At 44.2% G+C, this 18,035-nt stretch carries 15 protein-coding genes; 6 read left to right on the forward strand and 9 right to left on the reverse strand.

Annotated features, from left to right (window positions below):
• Positions 1-257: 257 nt before the first annotated feature.
• The 5 genes from NL626_RS01135 (at position 258) to NL626_RS01155 (ending at position 8,255) form a co-directional block, all read left to right on the forward strand.
• Positions 258-1,187: a phosphate/phosphite/phosphonate ABC transporter substrate-binding protein gene (locus tag NL626_RS01135; protein ID WP_253656905.1), complete on the forward strand. Its 930-nt coding sequence runs from the start codon at positions 258-260 to the stop codon at positions 1,185-1,187.
• Positions 1,187-3,343: a GGDEF domain-containing phosphodiesterase gene (locus tag NL626_RS01140; RefSeq protein WP_253656906.1), complete on the forward strand. Its 2,157-nt coding sequence runs from the start codon at positions 1,187-1,189 to the stop codon at positions 3,341-3,343. Before NL626_RS01135 ends, NL626_RS01140 begins: the two co-directional genes overlap by 1 nt.
• A gap of 156 nt (positions 3,344-3,499) precedes the next feature.
• Complete coding sequence (locus NL626_RS01145) at positions 3,500-6,676, forward strand: response regulator (RefSeq protein ID WP_080773706.1); 3,177 nt, start codon at positions 3,500-3,502, stop codon at positions 6,674-6,676.
• Positions 6,677-6,685: 9 nt separating this feature from the next.
• Entirely contained in the window at positions 6,686-7,162 is a 477-nt protein-coding gene (locus NL626_RS01150; protein WP_017633987.1) for a hypothetical protein, read from the forward strand.
• A 1-nt stretch (position 7,163) separates the two neighbouring features.
• The gene (locus NL626_RS01155) at positions 7,164-8,255 is read left to right on the forward strand and encodes a sulfate ABC transporter permease (RefSeq protein WP_193837416.1); all 1,092 of its coding nucleotides are present in this window, start codon (positions 7,164-7,166) and stop codon (positions 8,253-8,255) included.
• A gap of 146 nt (positions 8,256-8,401) precedes the next feature.
• Here NL626_RS01155 and NL626_RS01160 read toward each other — a convergent pair whose 3' ends face one another.
• The 4 genes from NL626_RS01160 to NL626_RS01175 form a co-directional block, all read right to left on the reverse strand.
• Entirely contained in the window at positions 8,402-8,713 is a 312-nt protein-coding gene (locus NL626_RS01160) for a hypothetical protein (protein ID WP_005377799.1), read from the reverse strand.
• Between the two features lie 202 nt (positions 8,714-8,915).
• Positions 8,916-9,350 carry a DUF962 domain-containing protein gene (locus NL626_RS01165; protein WP_005377800.1) on the reverse strand — a complete coding sequence of 145 codons (435 nt, stop codon included), beginning with the start codon at positions 9,348-9,350 and terminating at the stop codon, positions 8,916-8,918.
• A 119-nt stretch (positions 9,351-9,469) separates the two neighbouring features.
• Positions 9,470-9,823: an MmcQ/YjbR family DNA-binding protein gene (locus NL626_RS01170; protein ID WP_017633985.1), complete on the reverse strand. Its 354-nt coding sequence runs from the start codon at positions 9,821-9,823 to the stop codon at positions 9,470-9,472.
• 23 nt (positions 9,824-9,846) lie between these two features.
• On the reverse strand, positions 9,847-10,329 hold the full coding sequence (locus tag NL626_RS01175; protein ID WP_053303131.1) for a MarR family winged helix-turn-helix transcriptional regulator: 483 nt from the start codon (positions 10,327-10,329) through the stop codon (positions 9,847-9,849).
• 110 nt (positions 10,330-10,439) lie between these two features.
• On the opposite strand from NL626_RS01175, the gene NL626_RS01180 reads away from it, so the two are divergent.
• Positions 10,440-11,327 carry a DMT family transporter gene (locus NL626_RS01180; RefSeq protein WP_042522534.1) on the forward strand — a complete coding sequence of 296 codons (888 nt, stop codon included), beginning with the start codon at positions 10,440-10,442 and terminating at the stop codon, positions 11,325-11,327.
• A 132-nt stretch (positions 11,328-11,459) separates the two neighbouring features.
• On the opposite strand, the gene NL626_RS01185 is transcribed toward NL626_RS01180, so the two are convergent.
• From NL626_RS01185 to aguB, 5 genes are all read right to left on the reverse strand, one after another.
• Positions 11,460-12,956, reverse strand: coding sequence for an EAL domain-containing protein (locus NL626_RS01185; protein ID WP_253656907.1), 1,497 nt, complete (start codon positions 12,954-12,956; stop codon positions 11,460-11,462).
• Positions 12,957-13,301: 345 nt separating this feature from the next.
• Entirely contained in the window at positions 13,302-14,573 is a 1,272-nt protein-coding gene (gene gabT / locus NL626_RS01190; protein WP_213968909.1) for a 4-aminobutyrate--2-oxoglutarate transaminase, read from the reverse strand.
• A gap of 14 nt (positions 14,574-14,587) precedes the next feature.
• On the reverse strand, positions 14,588-16,015 hold the full coding sequence (locus NL626_RS01195; protein ID WP_253656908.1) for an NAD-dependent succinate-semialdehyde dehydrogenase: 1,428 nt from the start codon (positions 16,013-16,015) through the stop codon (positions 14,588-14,590).
• A 54-nt stretch (positions 16,016-16,069) separates the two neighbouring features.
• Positions 16,070-17,152 carry an agmatine deiminase gene (gene aguA, locus NL626_RS01200; protein WP_253656909.1) on the reverse strand — a complete coding sequence of 361 codons (1,083 nt, stop codon included), beginning with the start codon at positions 17,150-17,152 and terminating at the stop codon, positions 16,070-16,072.
• 12 nt (positions 17,153-17,164) lie between these two features.
• Positions 17,165-18,031 (reverse strand): N-carbamoylputrescine amidase, encoded by an 867-nt coding sequence (gene aguB, locus NL626_RS01205; protein ID WP_031821195.1) that lies wholly within the window; start codon positions 18,029-18,031, stop codon positions 17,165-17,167.
• Positions 18,032-18,035: the final 4 nt, after the last annotated feature.

The raw sequence follows: 18,035 nt of genomic DNA on the forward strand, positions 1-18,035 counted from the left end.
CGATACATAAGGCGCATTAGCTCACAGCCAATACAGCGCTTGACCAAGAATCCAGTGAATTCAGACTCACGGTGATACATTCATCCTGTACATAAACGTCAAATTCGGTACTATTTGAACGGAATAAGTGACCAAGTCACATTATAAAAAGTGCGCACACAACGAAATTTGTACATCATACTGTTTTTAAGATTGATTTCGGCACATTGATAAATACTAAATATTACTGACATGCACCAGAAGGAAGTTGAAGCCGGATGAAACCTGCCTGCACTCTGTTATTACTCACTTTGCTGAGTTCACCTTTTGTCGTCAGTGCACAAGAAAATATTGAGAAAACATTCACATTTGGCATTGTGTCCAATAAAGCCCAAAGCAAAATTAAAAAAGCGACGCCCCTTACTCAGTATGTAACTGAAAATATGGCTGAATATGGTTACGCAAAAGGGGCGGTAAAGGTATTTAAAAATTATCGTCAGCTCGCGGTTGCGCTTGAAAATGGCACCGTTCAAATTGCAACGGCGACCCCCTTTAATGCGATGACCTTAGAAAAGGAGTCTAATAGCCAAGTTCTTGCTATACGATGGAAAAAAGGCATACAAAAATATCATACGGTGTTCTTTACTAATAAAGAGAGTGGCATTGAGTCACTTTCTGACCTGCGCGGAAAAACGCTTGTTTTCGAAAAGCGCACGTCTACCAGCAGCTATTACCTACCTGCGATTACATTGCTGAACCACGGAGAAAAACTGCAATACCTTCCCTCTCCTGATGACAAACCGGCCAAAGACAGCATTGGTTATTTATTCCTTGATGAGCAACTCGCTCAGTCAAATGAAATCAACCTATCTGTATGGGTATATAAACAGAGAGTTGCAGCTGGAGCATTCAGTAACTTCAACTGGAACAATCCCAAAGATTTGCCAGAGAACATGAAAGACAAACTAGCGATTTTTTCTCGTTCTGTTGAAATACCCAGGGATTTGATTCTCGCTTCTCCAAGCATGAGCCTAGAGCAACAGCGTAAAATCACGTCCATACTGCTTGATATGGATACAACTCACGAAGGCTCTCTCGCACTTAAAAAGTTTCAGAACACCAAAAAATTCAGCGCGCTTACTCCAGAAATGCGAGCCTCCTTAAGTACAGTGCGCAAGTCAGTTCACTTGTTACCGAAGGTGGATTGATGTTTCAAAAGCTCTCACTCGAAACCAAATACATTTGCTCGACAATGTTCGTTGTCTTGTTTGTTGTGGTGATAAATCTTGCGCTATACATGCACGGTTACGATGCGTATTCAAATAGCTTAACTCAACAAATCACGAACAACTCTCAAGAAAAAACAGAATCTTACGTTAAGCAAAAAGGGTTGGTTTATGCAGAGCTATTATCAAAACAGCTTTTTGATCCACTCTATACAGACAATATCAGTCAAGCGTATGAGCAAATTAAGGCAACATTGAGCCAGCCAGATGTCTCGAAAATACATGTTGTTGACAATGAAGGGCTAATCTTTCACGACGGCACTACTCAGCTAAGGATGTTTGCCCAACCTCATTACCGCTCTCCTTTTATTTTGAAAGCAATAGAAGAATCTAGAACTCTCGTTTCCTTTTCCAAGCATCAGTTGGAGATCGCAGCGCCGATTCAGCAATCAAACATTACTCTTGGGGCGGTGTATCTTGAGCTTAACTTGATACATCTACTGGAAGAGAAAGAACAGAATATTGAACAAGTCCAAGCGATTACCTCAAACGATAAACAGAAGATGTTTAACTTGCTGCTAACGATCAGTGGGATATCCGTTCTATTCGGTAGCATCATCGCTTATGCTTTGGGGCGGTCGTTAACTAAGCCACTCAAGCAACTAAAAGATCAATTTTCAGAGTCAAATACCCAAGCGCTGCCAGTCACCGACATACAAAGCAAAGATGAAGTGGGAGAACTTATTTCGGCGTACAACAAAATGTCAAACAAAGTGAACCGATACACCAGCCGAGTTGAGTTCATGGCATACCACGATATTCTGACTTCCCTGCCAAACCGAGAAAAGTTACTCATTGATATTCAAACGCAAATAACTGACCACAAATCCCCCTCACTCGCGGTTGTGTTTATTGACTTGGATGACTTTAAGCACATTAACGATAACTATGGACATAACATTGGGGATAAATTGCTAGGCCATCTTGCCTCAGAGCTTCAAGGCCGTTTGCCGAGTTATTTTAAGCCGCTTTACCGCCTTTCTACCATCGTAAGTCGAGTAGGTGCGGATGAATTTGTACTGGCCTTTCCGTGCTCGGACAATCATGAAGCTAGAGAAAAAGCGAACGATATTCATCGCCAACTACTCTCTCCCTTTAGTTTGGAAGAGAACGATATTCAAATTACGGCAAGCCTCGGAATTGCTGTGTATCCAGAATTTGGTTCAAACGCTGAGTCTCTTTTACAGCTTTCCTCTCTTGCGGCGCAGGAATCTAAAAGACGCGGTAAAGACATTATGACGATATACGATTCCACGTTTGATGAAACGATTAAACAACGTTTATACATAGAACGAGAACTGCGTCGTTCAGTACGTGACTTGTCTCAATTCGAGCTGTGGTATCAACCACAATTTGATCTAAAAAACTATCGCCTAATTGGGGTCGAAGCATTGGTTAGGTGGAATCATCCCGAGAAAGGCTATATCAGTCCAGAATCGTTTATCCCGATCGCAGAGCAAAGTGATTTAATATTGGAGCTTGGAGAACATATCATTGAGACGGCAATTGCTCAGCGGGCAATGTGGGCAGAACATTTCGGTACGGATTTTCACATCGCATTAAACTTGTCCCCAAGACAAATCTATCGCCAAGATTTAAGTCAATTATTTTCTAAGTATTTACGACGACATGATGTCGCCCCTCAAACCATTCATGTTGAAGTGACAGAGTCACTTTTTATTGATGATACAGAGAAAGCTCAATATGTGCTTAAAAAACTACAAAGTATCGGAGTGGAAGTTTGGCTAGATGACTTTGGTACGGGGTATTCAGCCCTTGCCTACCTACAACATATGGCTTTTAACGGGCTCAAGATTGATCGTTCATTTATCGCTCAAATCCGAAAAAGCGATCAAGACGATTCATTAGTTCGCGCGATTGTATCCATGGCTCACAACCTAAGAATGAAAGTAGTAGCCGAAGGCGTAGAAACTCAAACTCAACTCACACGAATGGAGTCTCTCCACTGTGACGTCGTACAAGGTTTTTTCTTAGGTAGACCTGTACCTGCCGAGGAATTGATTGCATTTGAATACCAACGAGGGAGTGGCGCTCAAAGCGTCAATCACTTTGCTTAGAACGCCGTTTTGTTAACTATTGCCGCTTAGCGCGTTAGTACTCGTAATGCAATATCGGTCACACTTCCCCCACCTCATTAATATGAATTTTCTCTTAAAATCTAACATCTGAGATAAATAAACTACACTTTTCATATCAACTTCTTGGATATGGAAATGCGCGTGGTAGGAATCTTTTCTTGGAACAACCTGTCGGTAAAACAAAAGCTATTTGGGTTGGTTTTGCTGCCAATTTTATTGTTGCTTGTCCTCGCGGGTAAACATGTACAAAGCCTTTCTATCCAGGCTCAGGAACTACAAAAAGCACAGTTATTCTCTGTCTACATAGACCGCGTATCTTCGCTTTATCACCTACCGAATAACCCTGATGTAATAGATAAGCAACTAAAAACTCAGCAGATATCTCAATTGTTACGCGACACTGCAGCACCAGTATTCGGTGAAAACGCTGAGATACTAAACCAGTTGACAAGCTTTGAGGAAGCAACCCTCTCGATGCTCTCTTCGCAAAATCAAGAAGAAAAGTTAGATGCGGCAGAGTGGCGCGCTGATACGTTCAAAGAAATCCTCATGAGCTTAGACAAAGTCTATTTTAGAAATGTGAGTTATGAAACAAACACTCACCTTTCTTCTTTGATGCAACTTGAATGGTTGATGTTTTGGTCCACTGAAGAGCATAGATTAAGCGAATATTTGATTCGATCTTCAGAGGAAAATAACGAGTATGACCTCACAACACAGGCTTCTATCCAATCTTTAATCCAGAACCAACAACTATTTCTAGAGCGTTTTGTGACGCTAAATGCCAATCAACAACAAGTAGATCTGCTCATTGAGACGTTTACGGGTGAAGTCTTTATCAAAAGCCAAGAGTTTCGTGCTTATTTATTGCAACCAGCTCAACTCAAATCATTAACCCCGGATGAGATTGATGCGGGGTTATCTGCACTCAACAAACGCTTATCGTTATTACAAAGTGTTGACGACAAAATGGAACAGCAGCTGAGTGATGATATATCAAAGACAATCAACACGACGACACAGCACCGCTTTACCTTTATCGCAATGATGAGCCTTTTAACGCTGTTGGTCGTAAGTTTAACGCTAAGATTGGTGCGAAAAGTTACTGGAAACTTGAATCTAGTCCTCAAATTTCTCAGTAACGAAAGCAATGAACAAAGTAACACTGAAAATTCACCTCTTGCTCAACTAATAAAGGGTAAAGACGAGCTGAGTAAGTTTGCTCGAGAGGTAAAAAAGCTTAGTGATGAGCGGATGTTGTCCAGACTAAAGCTCACACAAGCTAAAGAAGATGCAGAACAAGCAAAAGATGATGCAATTAAGGCGAGTAAAGCCAAAAGTAGCTTTTTGGCCAACATGTCCCACGAGATCCGCACGCCGCTAAATGGCGTTATTGGTATCTCTGAAGTCTTATCCGATACTTCCCTGACTGCCACACAACGCGATTACGTCGATACGATTGAAACCTCCTCCCAACTGCTTTTGAGTTTAATTAATGACGTTCTAGACTTCTCAAAAATTGAATCTGGGATGTTGCTCATTAGCCCACATTCAACTTGTGTTCGAGAGTCTATCTATGACATTGCTTCTATCATTTCACCGAAAGCAAAGGAAAAAGGCATCGATGTGCAAGTCAACATTAGCCGTAACACGCCTTACCACGTAATGTTGGATGACCATCGTATACGCCAAGTTGTCATGAACTTCATGTCTAACGCGGTAAAATTTACCGAACAAGGCAGTGTAGAGCTATCGGTCATCACCCGCGAAATAAAAAATGGTGAAGCGGTCATCGAGTTTTCCGTTAAAGATTCTGGGATTGGTATTGATGCCCAGCAGCAAAAGAAAATATTTGCTCCATTTGCCCAAGAGGATAACTCTACTACCCGACAATTTGGGGGAACTGGACTTGGGCTTGCCATTAGCACGCAATTAGTTGAGCTAATGGGTGGAGAAATTCAACTTGAATCCGAGAAAGGTAAAGGCAGTCGCTTCTTCTTTGAACTAACTGCTCCTGTTGTGACGCAAGAGTTTAACGCTTATCACGCTCTGAATCACAACGACATATGGATTGTATGCAGCAGTACTCAACTAGAACAAAAACTGCGTAACGAGTTAAGTTTTTTCAACATCAATATAACGCAGTCAGTAGATACCTTAAGTGCGTTGCCAACGTGGATTGATAACGAGCGCGTTATCGTTATTCATGTAGAAGGATCACCAAATGCAGCGGCGATGCATATCGATGAGATAGAAAGCCTTTGTAAACGAAACATTCGTGTCTGCCTCATCAAGCACCTTCATAGCCCACAATTCGACTTTAGAAGCAGTATCAGCGCCTTGGTCACTCAGCCACTACTAGGGCAGCGCTTAATTAAAGCACTTGAAAGTTGTGCGGCAAATTTCTCGCACGCACAACAAGAGAGCATTTCAGCGCAACATGTTAAATCTTTGCCGAAAATTTTGGTCGTTGATGACAATACGGTCAATCAAAAAATCGCGGGGCTACACGTCACAAAAGCTGGCTTCGACTTTGATGTCGCAGTAAACGGACAAGAAGCGGTTGAGAAATTTCAACAGAATCAATACAGCCTAATTTTAATGGACTGCATGATGCCCGTAATGGATGGATTTGAAGCCACCCAAATAATTCGTCAAATAGAAGTAAAAGAAAAACGCGCTTTCAGAATTCCGATTATTGCTCTAACGGCAAGTGTGGTCGATGACGATATACAAAAATGCTTTGACGTTGGAATGGATGACTATGTGCCCAAACCGTTTAAAGCAGGGTTGCTTAAAGAGAAGTTAGATAAGGCAATTGGGTTACGTGTTTCCAACACGACGCCTGCTGAACCACACCAAGAGAACACTACTCTCGATACAACTCATAAACTACCTGCGAGTTCAGAGCAACCAGAAGCAACGGTAACGCCTATTCGCTCCGAACGTATCTTGCTTGTCGAAGACAATAGAGTGAACCAGAAAGTGGCTTCTCTATTGCTATCTAAAGCAGGCTATCAATTCGAAGTCGCAGAAAACGGACAAATTGCAGTCGAAATGTTCCAAAAAGATGGAAAGTTTGATGTTATTTTGATGGATTGCATGATGCCCATAATGGATGGGTTTGAAGCTTCTAGGCAAATTAGAGCTTATGAAGCGAGTAAAGGATTAGCTAAGACGCCCATTATCGCATTAACAGCAAGCGTCGTTGATGATGATATTCAACGCTGCTTTGATTCAGGAATGGATGCCTACGTACCAAAGCCTGTGCGCAAAGAAAAACTGTTGTATCAAATTGAACAAGCAATGTAGGTGGATTCTATGAGTAGAAATCATTCTCGCGTTGCTTTTCCTTTGCGTTACATAAAACGCTATCTGTTTATTCTGATTGCCCTTCTTTCATTAAATTGCCAAGCTCTCGCTGCAGAGAGCTACGCCGTTTTCTCATTTAATGACGAATTCTCTCCGCTCACTGTCAATAAAGCGCGAAAGTTGTACAGAGGGAAGACGCAACTTTTACAAGGCCAGCGAATTGAACTCTCTGACTGGCCTGCGACATCAACAGAAAGAGCTGAGTTCTATCGTTATCTTCTCAACAAAAATTTAGCGCAAATGAACGCGCATTGGGCAAGCTTGTCTTTTTCAGGTAAAGCTAGACCGCCAAAAGTGATTGCACGCTCCAGCATTGATGACCTCATAGCATGGATGCAAGAGAAGCCGAATAGAATTGGTTATGCCCCAACATCGAGCGTCCCTAGTAATGCTCACGTTTTATGTGTGGTTAGCTCGGAGAACTGATATGAAAAAATATTTAACCATGTTATCGCTGAGTATCGCGACCTTTCCGAGCTCAGCCACGATTGAACTAACAGAACAACTTTCTTTAAGTGGTTTTGGCTCTACTTCGTGGGCAAAATCCGATAACCCAACTACGTTACTAGTTAACCGCTTTATTGGCGATGAATCTTGTTTCGATTGCGATACCACTTTCGGCATGCAGCTCGATTATTTTCACAAGGCATTTCGGGCATCCGCACAAGTCGTAAAGCGCCCGCAAGACCATTGGAGCTCGCCTCAGCTCGAGTGGGCGTATTTGGCTTATACCTATCAAAACATAGAAATACGAGGAGGACGCTTAAGACTGCCACTGTTTTTGATGTCTGAGTACAACTATGTCGGCCACGCTTTTACCCAAGCCCGCCCACCGAATGAGGTATATGACAGCATTCTAGGTATCACGGCTTATAACGGCCTATCTGCACGCTGGATTCATGACCTTAATGAGCAAATCGTACTTACCGCCATGCCGTTTGTCGGGTTTAAAGACAATAGTGACGTAACCATCAATGAACGTACTGAATTGGAAATTGAGTCAAACAACACTGCAGGGATGAACTTAACGCTAAGCGGAGAGAGTTATCGTTGGAATTTTTCCTACCTCCACGGCGATTATGATCAAACAACGACGCTCTCTAACATTGAGCAATCCACTCCCGGTGGCGGAACCACAATCATTGACCGTCTAGTTGAAACAGAAAAAAACAACACGATCGATCTGTTTTCTCTAGGGTTAAGATACGAGCTCGATAACATTGTGATTATGGCAGAAGGACAGACCAGCAATCTTTCCTCATCTTGGTACGCGACAACAAGTTATAATGTAAACAAGCTAACTCCTTATATTGTTTACGGTCAGCAGTTTAATAGTCGGGATAAAAAAAGTGGAGACAGTTTCTTACTCGGATTGAGATACGACCTAGATTACAACGTTTCCCTGAACGCAGAATGGCAAAGGTTCAACGCCTACAATAATAGCTCTGGCGCGTTTTCATCAGCCCCAAAGGATGACAGTGCGAGCCTTTATACGCTAATGCTCAACTTCGTTTTTTAATGTTTCTTACAGTACCAATTTCCACAACGCTAGAGGCTGTTGCATTAAGAAGGCTTTTTGCAACACGTAACTAAACGCTAAACGACTGGAAGGGATAGAATCGTTCAGATAGGTAAGTGGCAATCCAAACAGAGACAAAGGTTACTCTATTTCGGTTTGTTTTGATTGCCTTTTAACCGCTTTTCTTTGCGTCGCAGTGCCCGGAAAAACTTTGACTCTTCGTGGTACCAACCAAGGACACTAATTGGAAAGCCCACGAGCATCATAATAAAAACATCCGCAGGGAGTTGTTCCCAAATGTCGCTTAAAGAATGCAGCTCTCCAAAAATGAACAAACCGATGACTTTACCAAGCAGTAATGCACAACAAATCATAAAGAAGGACTTTAATATATAGTGCCATTTGCCTTTTTTACGCTCTTCTCTCCAATAGGCATATTTATATTGTCGGTCGTACATTCATCCCCCTAAAGTAAACTTGCCGTAAGTTTAAGTATCTCGATAGCGTAAAGTGCGTTGGCACCTCTTTAATCATAGTGCGTATCTAAAGTGAATGCTTGTCGTGGCAATAAGAAGGAGAGGTATTCTGTAGTAAGAGCTACATAATCTCTGAACGTTATATGTCTTGTGTCATTCGGATGATGCCTGATTTTGCTTATCGCTAGTGTTTTCTGAACACCCAAATCGGGCCGATGAGTAGAAACTGTAAATCCTCAAAAAACGACGGTTTTTTACCTTCAATCTTGTGACCGATAAATTGCAATATCCACAATACACCAAACAAGAGCATAGAAATATGCAGAACGGGCAACATCAATACCTCTAGAGACCAAATAAGGCCAATGCACGCTAATGTGTAGCCGATCATCATCATGAATACGCTCAGAGACAAACGAAAATAGAAAACCCAAGTGGGGATCACCGCTACCCAAACCCAATTAAGTTCGAAGCCTAATAATGAAATCTGGGGAATCGACCAAATAAGTCCAACCACAGAAAGGTAAATACCTGGAACTGCGATTGTGTGAATCTTTTGGTTGATAGGGTTTTGGTGACTCTCCCCGTATTCTTTTAGCCATTCAGATAATGCTCGCATATCATTCCCCTTTTCCACCTTCTTATTCTTATATAGCCCGAGGATGAAAAAGGTGCGAATTTTTCCGTAAAGGCTACGAGCAACGAGCGACAAAACAACAGAGGCCAGTGCGTTGCCGATTACTCACCAAGCAACGCTCGTTGTGCTTTCGGCAGCTTGGCAACGACAAGAGCATAAGAGCGTTCACACAAGTCTTGAATCAACCCATCCTCGACATCACCGTTAAAATAAACCGTTATCCAATGACGCTTATTTAAGTGATAACCCGGGATAATATCCGTAAACTGCGACGTTAAGACTTCTCCATCTTCTGGTTTTACTTTTACGCTGACATACTCCCGACCGTTTCTCTCTGCAATGATGGCAAACATCTTGCCTTTGATTTTGTATACAAGCGCTTCAGGCCCAAATGGGAAATCGCTTTCTGCACACATGAAGGTACTTAAGTATTGTTCTAGTTCTTTGCTTTTCATATCCCCTGCCTCCTTCTGCGTTCTCATTCAAATTGTGGCAATAGCAATTTTAACGCCTGGTTAACCTGCTCTTTTTCATTGCCTTCTAAACCATGCAATAACGATTGCTGAACGTCTACATGCTCCAAAATTAGCTTGTCAATTAAGGTTAAGCCTTGCCCTGTTAGTTCAACGGTGACGCTACGTCGGTCTTCTTTACTATGGGTTCTGGTGATAAACCCTTTCTTCTCTAGTTTATCTAAGCGATTAGTCATCGCACCCGAAGTGAGCATCATCGACTCCATTAACGCTGAAGGAGTAAGACAATATGGTGAACCAGCTCGACGCAGTGTCGCTAACACATCAAATTCACCCATTTTCAGGTCGTACTTCTTATGTAGCTCGGCGACCCTAGATTCCATGTGTTTTGCAATTCGCATTAGTCGACCCATTATTGCCATCGGTTCAGTGTCGAGGTCTGGCTTCTCCCTAGCCCACTGCTCTACCACTCTATCAATTGCATCCATTATTTCTCTCCAAACATCATATATTTTTTATTTTAACATAAAGATACTTTACAAAAAGCCACCTTGCCGATATCGTTACATTTAATTATCTCTACATAAAGATATTTAACATGAACATTTTACTTGCGATGATTCCTGCCTTTTTTTGGGGGACGACTTACGCTGTTACTCAGTTTACTCTACCGGACTGGCCTCCCGTTTTACTTGGCGCTCTAAGGGCACTGCCTGCGGGTCTTTTGTTGCTGGCAATAAAGCCCTCGTTTCCAAAAAGAAGTGAGTGGAAGGTGCTGCTTGTTTTAGGAACCATCAACATCGCTTGCTTCTTTGGTCTCATTTTTGTCATGGCGTTGACGCTTCCTTCTGCCATCTCTGGTGTTGGTATGGTTTCGGTCCCCGTTTTTGCGATGCTGTTTGGTTGGGCGGTCTACAAACGTCAGCCTAGTGGCATTCAAGCAATAAGCGGCGCAACTTTGATTGCTTTAGCTTGGTTCTTATTTGATCCTAGCTCTATTTCTCTCGAACCCGTGGGCTTACTTGCGATGATCTCCGCCATTATGTGCATCGTGATAGGAAGTAGCGTAACAAAGTCACTAGGTACAAAAATGCACTGGTGGACAGTGCTAACATGGCAGCTCATTTTGGGTGGCGTGATTATGTCTATCGCAACAAGTGTGCTGGCGATAAACAATCCAGAGCCATATGTTACGGTCGTTCAGGACGTATCCATGACGAATATTCTAGGGTTACTGTGGGTAATTATTCTGAACACCGCATTAGGGTATGGCATGTATGTATGGTTATTGCAGCGGATGTCGGTCGTAGATTTTACCTTTGGTGGTATTGCAAACCCAGTCGCAGGCATTGTTTCGGGCCTACTGCTATTGGGGGAAACGTTCACTCCTCTGCAATACAGCTTAATGCTAGGAATGATCGTAATGTCATTACTACCTCAGCTCATTACGTCGATCAAAGCGAAAAGAGCCGCACTCTCCTCCTAAGTAACGTTAATTCCTAACACTCTAGAAGTAATGAGAGTGTTAGGAATCCTCAAGTGTGACCCCATCAGCAGAAATCAGCGCTAACCTAGGCAACTGACACCTTTAAAACGGTACGTTTTGACGTTATGGCTGTTAAGCGCTTGCAAGGTTAGTCAGGGGCTCTGGTTTAGCGTAAACATAACCTTGAATAAGGTAAATCGCATGCTGAGCCAGGTATTCGACTTGAGCCTGGCTCTCTACACCTTCTGCAATCATCTCACATTCCGCTTTGTTCGCTGCAGACACAATTGAGTCCAGCACTTTCAACTTTTGGTCGTCAGATCCTTTTGGATCAATGAACATCTTATCCACTTTTACACACCGGATGCCCAAATCTTGTAGGTAAGAAAAGCCACCATATCCGGTACCAAAATCGTCAATTTTGAACTTGTAGCCTTTATTCGTTAAATACAAAATCTCTTTTTTCGCGGCCTCAGTGTCTTTTACTGGTATTCTCTCGGTCAATTCAAAATGAATTCTATTCGAGATTGGCCAATTTAACTCCGACAGCAACTTCGTTAATACACCTGACTCTAAATGGGAGGAAACAATATTGATACTGACCCACGTATGCTCGGGTAAGTCACTTAAGTCTTGTATGATTTTACGAATAAGCTGATTCGTCATCGGAATAATCAGGCCACTTTCTTCTGCAGCACCAATAAACATATTTGGTGGCACCATTCCATCACGTCGCGACCATCGAATCAGAGCTTCATATCCTACTGTCTTACCATCGCGACTATCGACAATCGCCTGGTAGTAAGGAATAAATTCTGCATTACTAATCCCATTTTCAATTAGACCTGTAATGGATTTTCTCAAGCTTTTACCAGATATGTATGCAAAGGCAGTCACAAGACCTGCAAGCACACTTACAAGACCGCCCCACAAAAGTACTCTTTCCTGAGCATAATTTTTAAGTTTTTCACCGCTGTATATCTTGATGAGCATGTTGGCTTGAGACTCTCCTGAAAAGAAAAACTCTTTTGAGAGTGCGTTTTCTTCTCCTGCAATATTCGCTTTGCCACGGCTTATCGTTAAATCACCAAATATTGGTTCATCATACTTAAACTCTACAAATAGGCAGTCTTTGCAAGGCGTTTTTATTACCTCGTTAACCCAACTGTTATCAAGTACCCAGAAGACTTCAACGTGTTCATTATCATAAATGACCATCCACTCTATTTGGTCATTCTGTTGCGGCAAAATGAGTGATGCGAAAAAGTTCTCATCCATCTGAAATCGTTCACTACTAGATGGGCGAGACACTTCACTACCAACCGTGGAACACGTTTTTCCGCCTTCTGTGGTCATCGCAATAAAACGAATGTAACGGTTATAAAAACGTGGGTCGCGTAAAGTTCTTACATCACTATCACTACAAGTAAAATCTAACTGAGCAATCTGCTTCACTATTGCTCTGTCCAAATAGGCAGACCTTTGATTTAAATATTCTACGTAAGCATCTATTTTCGACGCTTTTACCGAGTTGACGTAAAAGTTGGTTATCGAATGAAAGGCCACTACAAATATGGCGATGGGAACTAAGCCGAGTAAAATGGCATACCTTGTATTCTTTGTTATCAAAGTTCGTCCTACTAATCTGACAAGCAACCTAAGTGGGATATGAATACTATCTCATTTTTATAGTCCAAAAAGTGAGGAATGACGCTCAATAAAATTATAGACTCAAGTGGCTTTCAGATGTCGGGATTTAGAATGCGAGCACCAAACCACATTCGAGGAGAACAAAGTAGCGACTAAGTGGAAAGTAAGAACGAGCCCAATTGTTAAGTCATCCGTAATAAAAGTGACGACTTGGAGCTTGAGCAATACTTTTTAGATAGGCAGCAGATACGCTAAAAAACAAAAAGGAAACGATTGATGCCAACCGCTTCCTTGATTTGTTATTGCTTTTTAAAAGCGCGTGAATTACGCCACTTCAAGAATCACTTTTTCCAACTTATCTAAGCCTTCGTTCAGTACGTCAGATTCGATGGTCAGTGGAGGTAACAGACGAATCACATTCGCTTTTACTCCACAAGAAAGCAGGATAAGGCCGTTTTCTTGCGCTTTAGAAATCACCGCTTTAGTCATCTCTTGTAGTGGTTTGCCTGATTCTGGATCAGTAAATTCAATCGCCATCATCGCACCTATAGTACGGATTTCACCGATAGCAGGCACTGACTGTTGCAGTTTCGTCATACGAGCATTGACCACTTCACCGATGCCCATCGCTTTAGCACACAAATCTTCTTCTTCGATGATTTTCAGTACTTCGAGACCAGCAACACAACCAAGTGGAGAGCCCGCGTAAGTGCCACCTAAACCACCAGGTAGTGCAGAGTCCATCACATCCGCTTTCCCAACTACCGCTGAGATTGGGAAACCACCAGCAATGCCTTTCGCCATTGTCATTAGGTCTGGTTCAATGCCTAGGTATTCTGTGGCAAACATTTTACCGGTACGAGCAAAACCAGTTTGGATTTCATCGGCAATCAGCATGATACCGTGCTTATCACACAGCTGACGCAAGCCTTGTGCAAACGCTTCAGGTGCTTTGTAGAAGCCGCCCTCGCCTTGCACTGGCTCGAAGATAATCGCCGCAACGCGTGAAGGTTCAATATCGCAAGCAAATAGATCGTCGATCGCTTGTAAGCTTTGTTCAACGCTGATGCCGTGGAACGCATTTGGGTACGGCGCGTGGTAGATTTCGTTCGGGAATGGGCCAAAGCCTGCTTTATATGGCGCAACTTTACCGGTTAACCCCATCGTCATGTTTGTACGACCGTGAAAGCCGCCTTTGAACGCTATCACGCCGCTACGACCAGTATGAGCGCGCGCTACTTTCACTGCGTTTTCGACCGCCTCGGCGCCAGTGGTTAGAAAGATCGCTTTCTTCTTAGTCTCACCTGGTGCAAGTTCTGTCAGCTTTTCCGCCAGCTCAACGAATGACGCGTAAGGCGTGACCATCGCACACGTGTGCGAGAAGTTATCCAACTGAGCTTTTACCGCTTCACTGATACGTTTGTGAGAATGCCCGGTGTTAGTTACCGCGATGCCCGCTGCAAAGTCGATGTATTTGTTGCCTTCGATATCCCATACGTAAGCGTTTTCTGCTTTCTCGACGTAAAGTGGGTACAGTGCGCCCATGCCTTGAGCGATAACTTGGCTTCTTCTTTCGTGTAGTTGTTGGTTTGTCATTGTCTTGTCCTTAATTAGTTGCCGCCAAAGCAGAGATATTTCACGTCCATGTATTCATCGATACCTTGTTTTGCTCCTTCGCGTCCGATGCCGGACTGCTTAACACCACCGAAAGGAGCGACTTCAGTAGAAATCATGCCTTCGTTAATGCCGACCATGCCGTATTCGAGCGCTTCTGCGATTTTCCAAACACGGTGGATGTTTTGGCTGTAGAAGTACGACGCAAGACCGTAAATGGTGTCGTTCGCCATTTCGATCAGCTGTACGTCACTGTCAAAACGAATCACTGGTGCGACAGGGCCAAAGATTTCCTCAGAGACAATCTTCATGTCGTGAGTAACGTCTTTGAGAACCACTGGCTGCATAAATAGACCATCGAGCTTTTTAAGTGCTGAGACTGGCTTCGCGCCTTGTTCAATAGCACCGTCGATAAGCGCTTGAATGCCTTGCTTTGCCGATTCGCTGATCACAGGACCGATGTTCACGCCCTCTTCCAAGCCGTTACCGACTTTGAGTTGTTGAACCGCAGCGTCGAACTTAGCAACAAACTCCTCATACACTTTGCTGTGTACGTAGAAACGGTTCGCACACACACACGTTTGACCTGCGTTACGGAATTTCGACGCCATCGCGCCTGCCACAGCTGCATCAATATCTGCATCATCGAATACGATAAACGGCGCGTTGCCACCTAGCTCCATTGAGGTACGTTTGATGTCAGCCGCGCTTTGCTGCATCAGCACGCGACCAACTTGAGTAGAGCCAGTGAAAGACAACTTACGAATCAACGGATGCGAAGTAAAGATAGCACCGACCTGACGGGAGTTTTCACCCAGTACCACTTGTAGCACATCGCGCGGGATACCCGCTTGATAGGCAAGCTCTGCAACCGCAAACGCAGACAGCGGCGTAGATTCAGATGGCTTTACGACAAAGCTACAGCCTGCCGCTAAAGCCGGCGCTGCTTTGCGCGTGATCATCGCAATTGGGAAGTTCCAAGGCGTAATCGCACAGGCAACACCAATTGGCTGTTTGATGGTCACCAAACGCTTGTCTGCACTCGGCGCAGGAATCGTCTCACCGTAGGTACGTTTCGCTTCTTCAGCAAACCATTCGATAAAACTCGCGCCGTAAAGCACTTCACCTTGAGCTTCCGCTAGCGGCTTACCTTGCTCTAACGTCATCAAACGGCCAAGGTCGGATTTGTTTTCTAGCAGGAGTTGGAACCAACGACTGAGCATGCCAGCACGCGTTTTTGCTGGCAGTGCCGCCCATTCTTTCTGCGCGACATGGGCACGTTCAATGCTATTTAAAATATCGTTCTCAGTTGAGACAGGTGCGTACCCGAGAAGCTCTCCGGTCGCTGGATTAGTCACTGCAATGCCCTGTTGTGGGTTCGCTACCATAAACGAAACAAGGCTTTGGTTTTGTATCTGTTGCATGGTCATTCCTTTTGACAACTCATCATCGCCGCTGAGTCAGCGGCGAGCTTATGTTTAAGCGGGGATCTGCTGCGTAATGCAATGAATGTTCCCTCCGCCCAGTAGAACCTCTCTCGACGGTATCGCGATGATTTGGTATTCCGGCATCGCGTTTTGCAAAATATCGATTGCAATGGCGTCGGTTTCTTCATCCAACATCGGTAAGAACACATGGCCGTTGACGATAAGAAAGTTCGCATAAGAGGCACTTAGGCGTTCGCCAGCTTGTCGACTCATTCCTGAACTGGCGTCAATGCCATTGGCTTCGCGCTCGCTGTAATGCAACGGACCTGGTAATGGCAAACGGACAATTTCTATCTCGCGCCCTTTCGCATCGTGCTGAGATTTCAGTACTTGTTCCGCTTGACGAGATAACGCGTATTGCGGATCGCTTGGGTCATCGGTCCAACTTAGTACCACTTTACCCGGGGCGATAACGTGCATCAGGTTGTCGATATGGCCGTCTGTTTCGTCATTGAATAAACCATTTGGCAACCAAATGACTTTTTCGATACCGAGGTACGCCTTTAACTGCTCTTCGATTTGCGCTTTGCTCAACTGCGGATTACGTCCTGGGCTGAGTAAGCACTCCTCTGTGGTGTAAAGGGTGCCTTCACCATCGGTGTGAATCGCCCCACCTTCAAGTACAAACGGTGCGCGGTAATAATCAATACCGATGATGTCGCACACCGAGCCAGCGACAAGATCGTCCTGCTGCCAGTTGTCGTAAAGCCCGTTGTATTCGCCGCCCCACGCGTTGAATTGCCAACTAATCCCACGGCGCTCGCCCGCTCGGTTAACAAGCACGGTCGGCCCGATGTCTCGCATCCACGCATCGTTAAATGGGATTTCCACCAAACGTACATCTGAGTGAAGCATTTGACGCGCTCGGTCAAAGTTGTGCGAGCACACCGCCACACACACTTTGGTCACTTCCGCGATTAAGTTCGCGATTCTGGCGAAGGTTTCTTGCGCGGGTAATGCGTCATCACGCCAATTGTCTTTCCTTTCTGGCCACGCTAGCCAAACTTCACTAACCGGCTGAAACTCAGCCGGAAAATAGAAGCCATCCTGCGCTGGTGTTGTCGATAACTTCATTTTAACGCCTCTTTAAACAGCTAGTTTGCCAACGCTGGTGTAAAGGTCTGGACGACGGTCGCGGAACAAGCCCCACGCGTGACGCGCTTTCGCTGTCGCAGCGAGATCGATTTCTGCGTAAATGATGGTTTCACCTTCACGTGGTGCTTCGGCAATTTTTGCACCAGTGTGGTCAGTGATAAAAGAAGAGCCGTAGAAAGTGGTCTCGATACCATCATCGACCTCAGTGCCCACTCGGTTTGACGCAATCACTGGAACGAGGTTTGCTGCCGAGTGACCTTGCATTGTACGTTGCCAGTGATCACGCGAGTCCAGTGTTGGATCTTGAGGCTCAGACCCGATTGCGGTTGGATAGAAAATTGCTTCCGCGCCGTGCAGAGCCAAGCTGCGCGCAAGCTCTGGAAACCATTGGTCCCAGCAAATGCCAGCACCGAACTTACCGAACTTGGTTTGCCACACTTTGAAACCAGTATCGCCAGGGCTAAAGTAGTACTTTTCACTGTAGCCCGGACCATCAGGAATGTGTGACTTGCGGTAGTTATCTAATACTGTGCCATCGGCATCTATCATCACTAGCGAGTTAAAAAACGTGTTGCCCGCTTTTTCAAAGTAGCTAACAGGAATAACCACGCCGAGTTCTTTCGCCAGTGCGCTCATTTCCTGAATAAGGTGGCTATTTGCCGTCTCTTCTGCAAGCTCGAAATACTTCGCTTCTTGTTTTTTGCAGAAGTAAGGCGCGGCGAACAGCTCTTGAGGAAGAATCACGTTCGCACCGTTTTGTGCTGCTTCACGAATCGCCTTTTTTGCTTTGGCTAAGTTATCTTCCAGATCCCAGCTTTTCGTCAGTTGAAGGGCTGCAAATTTCACTACTTTGCTCATTGGA

This window comes from Vibrio sp. Y58_MX_L22 (assembly GCF_024181865.1).
Classification (GTDB): Bacteria; Pseudomonadota; Gammaproteobacteria; order Enterobacterales; family Vibrionaceae; genus Vibrio; species Vibrio alginolyticus.

What these genes read in the sequence shown, in the direction of transcription:
- NL626_RS01135 (WP_253656905.1), top strand. Translation starts at nt 258, where the DNA reads ATGAAACCTGCCTGCACTCTGTTATTACTCACTTTGCTGAGTTCACCT.
- NL626_RS01140 (WP_253656906.1), top strand. Translation starts at nt 1,187, where the DNA reads ATGTTTCAAAAGCTCTCACTCGAAACCAAATACATTTGCTCGACAATG.
- NL626_RS01145 (WP_080773706.1), top strand. Translation starts at nt 3,500, where the DNA reads ATGCGCGTGGTAGGAATCTTTTCTTGGAACAACCTGTCGGTAAAACAA.
- NL626_RS01150 (WP_017633987.1), top strand. Translation starts at nt 6,686, where the DNA reads ATGAGTAGAAATCATTCTCGCGTTGCTTTTCCTTTGCGTTACATAAAA.
- NL626_RS01155 (WP_193837416.1), top strand. Translation starts at nt 7,164, where the DNA reads ATGAAAAAATATTTAACCATGTTATCGCTGAGTATCGCGACCTTTCCG.
- NL626_RS01160 (WP_005377799.1), bottom strand. Translation starts at nt 8,713, where the DNA reads ATGTACGACCGACAATATAAATATGCCTATTGGAGAGAAGAGCGTAAA.
- NL626_RS01165 (WP_005377800.1), bottom strand. Translation starts at nt 9,350, where the DNA reads ATGCGAGCATTATCTGAATGGCTAAAAGAATACGGGGAGAGTCACCAA.
- NL626_RS01170 (WP_017633985.1), bottom strand. Translation starts at nt 9,823, where the DNA reads ATGAAAAGCAAAGAACTAGAACAATACTTAAGTACCTTCATGTGTGCA.
- NL626_RS01175 (WP_053303131.1), bottom strand. Translation starts at nt 10,329, where the DNA reads ATGGATGCAATTGATAGAGTGGTAGAGCAGTGGGCTAGGGAGAAGCCA.
- NL626_RS01180 (WP_042522534.1), top strand. Translation starts at nt 10,440, where the DNA reads ATGAACATTTTACTTGCGATGATTCCTGCCTTTTTTTGGGGGACGACT.
- gabT (WP_213968909.1), bottom strand. Translation starts at nt 14,573, where the DNA reads ATGACAAACCAACAACTACACGAAAGAAGAAGCCAAGTTATCGCTCAA.
- NL626_RS01195 (WP_253656908.1), bottom strand. Translation starts at nt 16,015, where the DNA reads ATGCAACAGATACAAAACCAAAGCCTTGTTTCGTTTATGGTAGCGAAC.
- aguA (WP_253656909.1), bottom strand. Translation starts at nt 17,152, where the DNA reads ATGAAGTTATCGACAACACCAGCGCAGGATGGCTTCTATTTTCCGGCT.
- aguB (WP_031821195.1), bottom strand. Translation starts at nt 18,031, where the DNA reads ATGAGCAAAGTAGTGAAATTTGCAGCCCTTCAACTGACGAAAAGCTGG.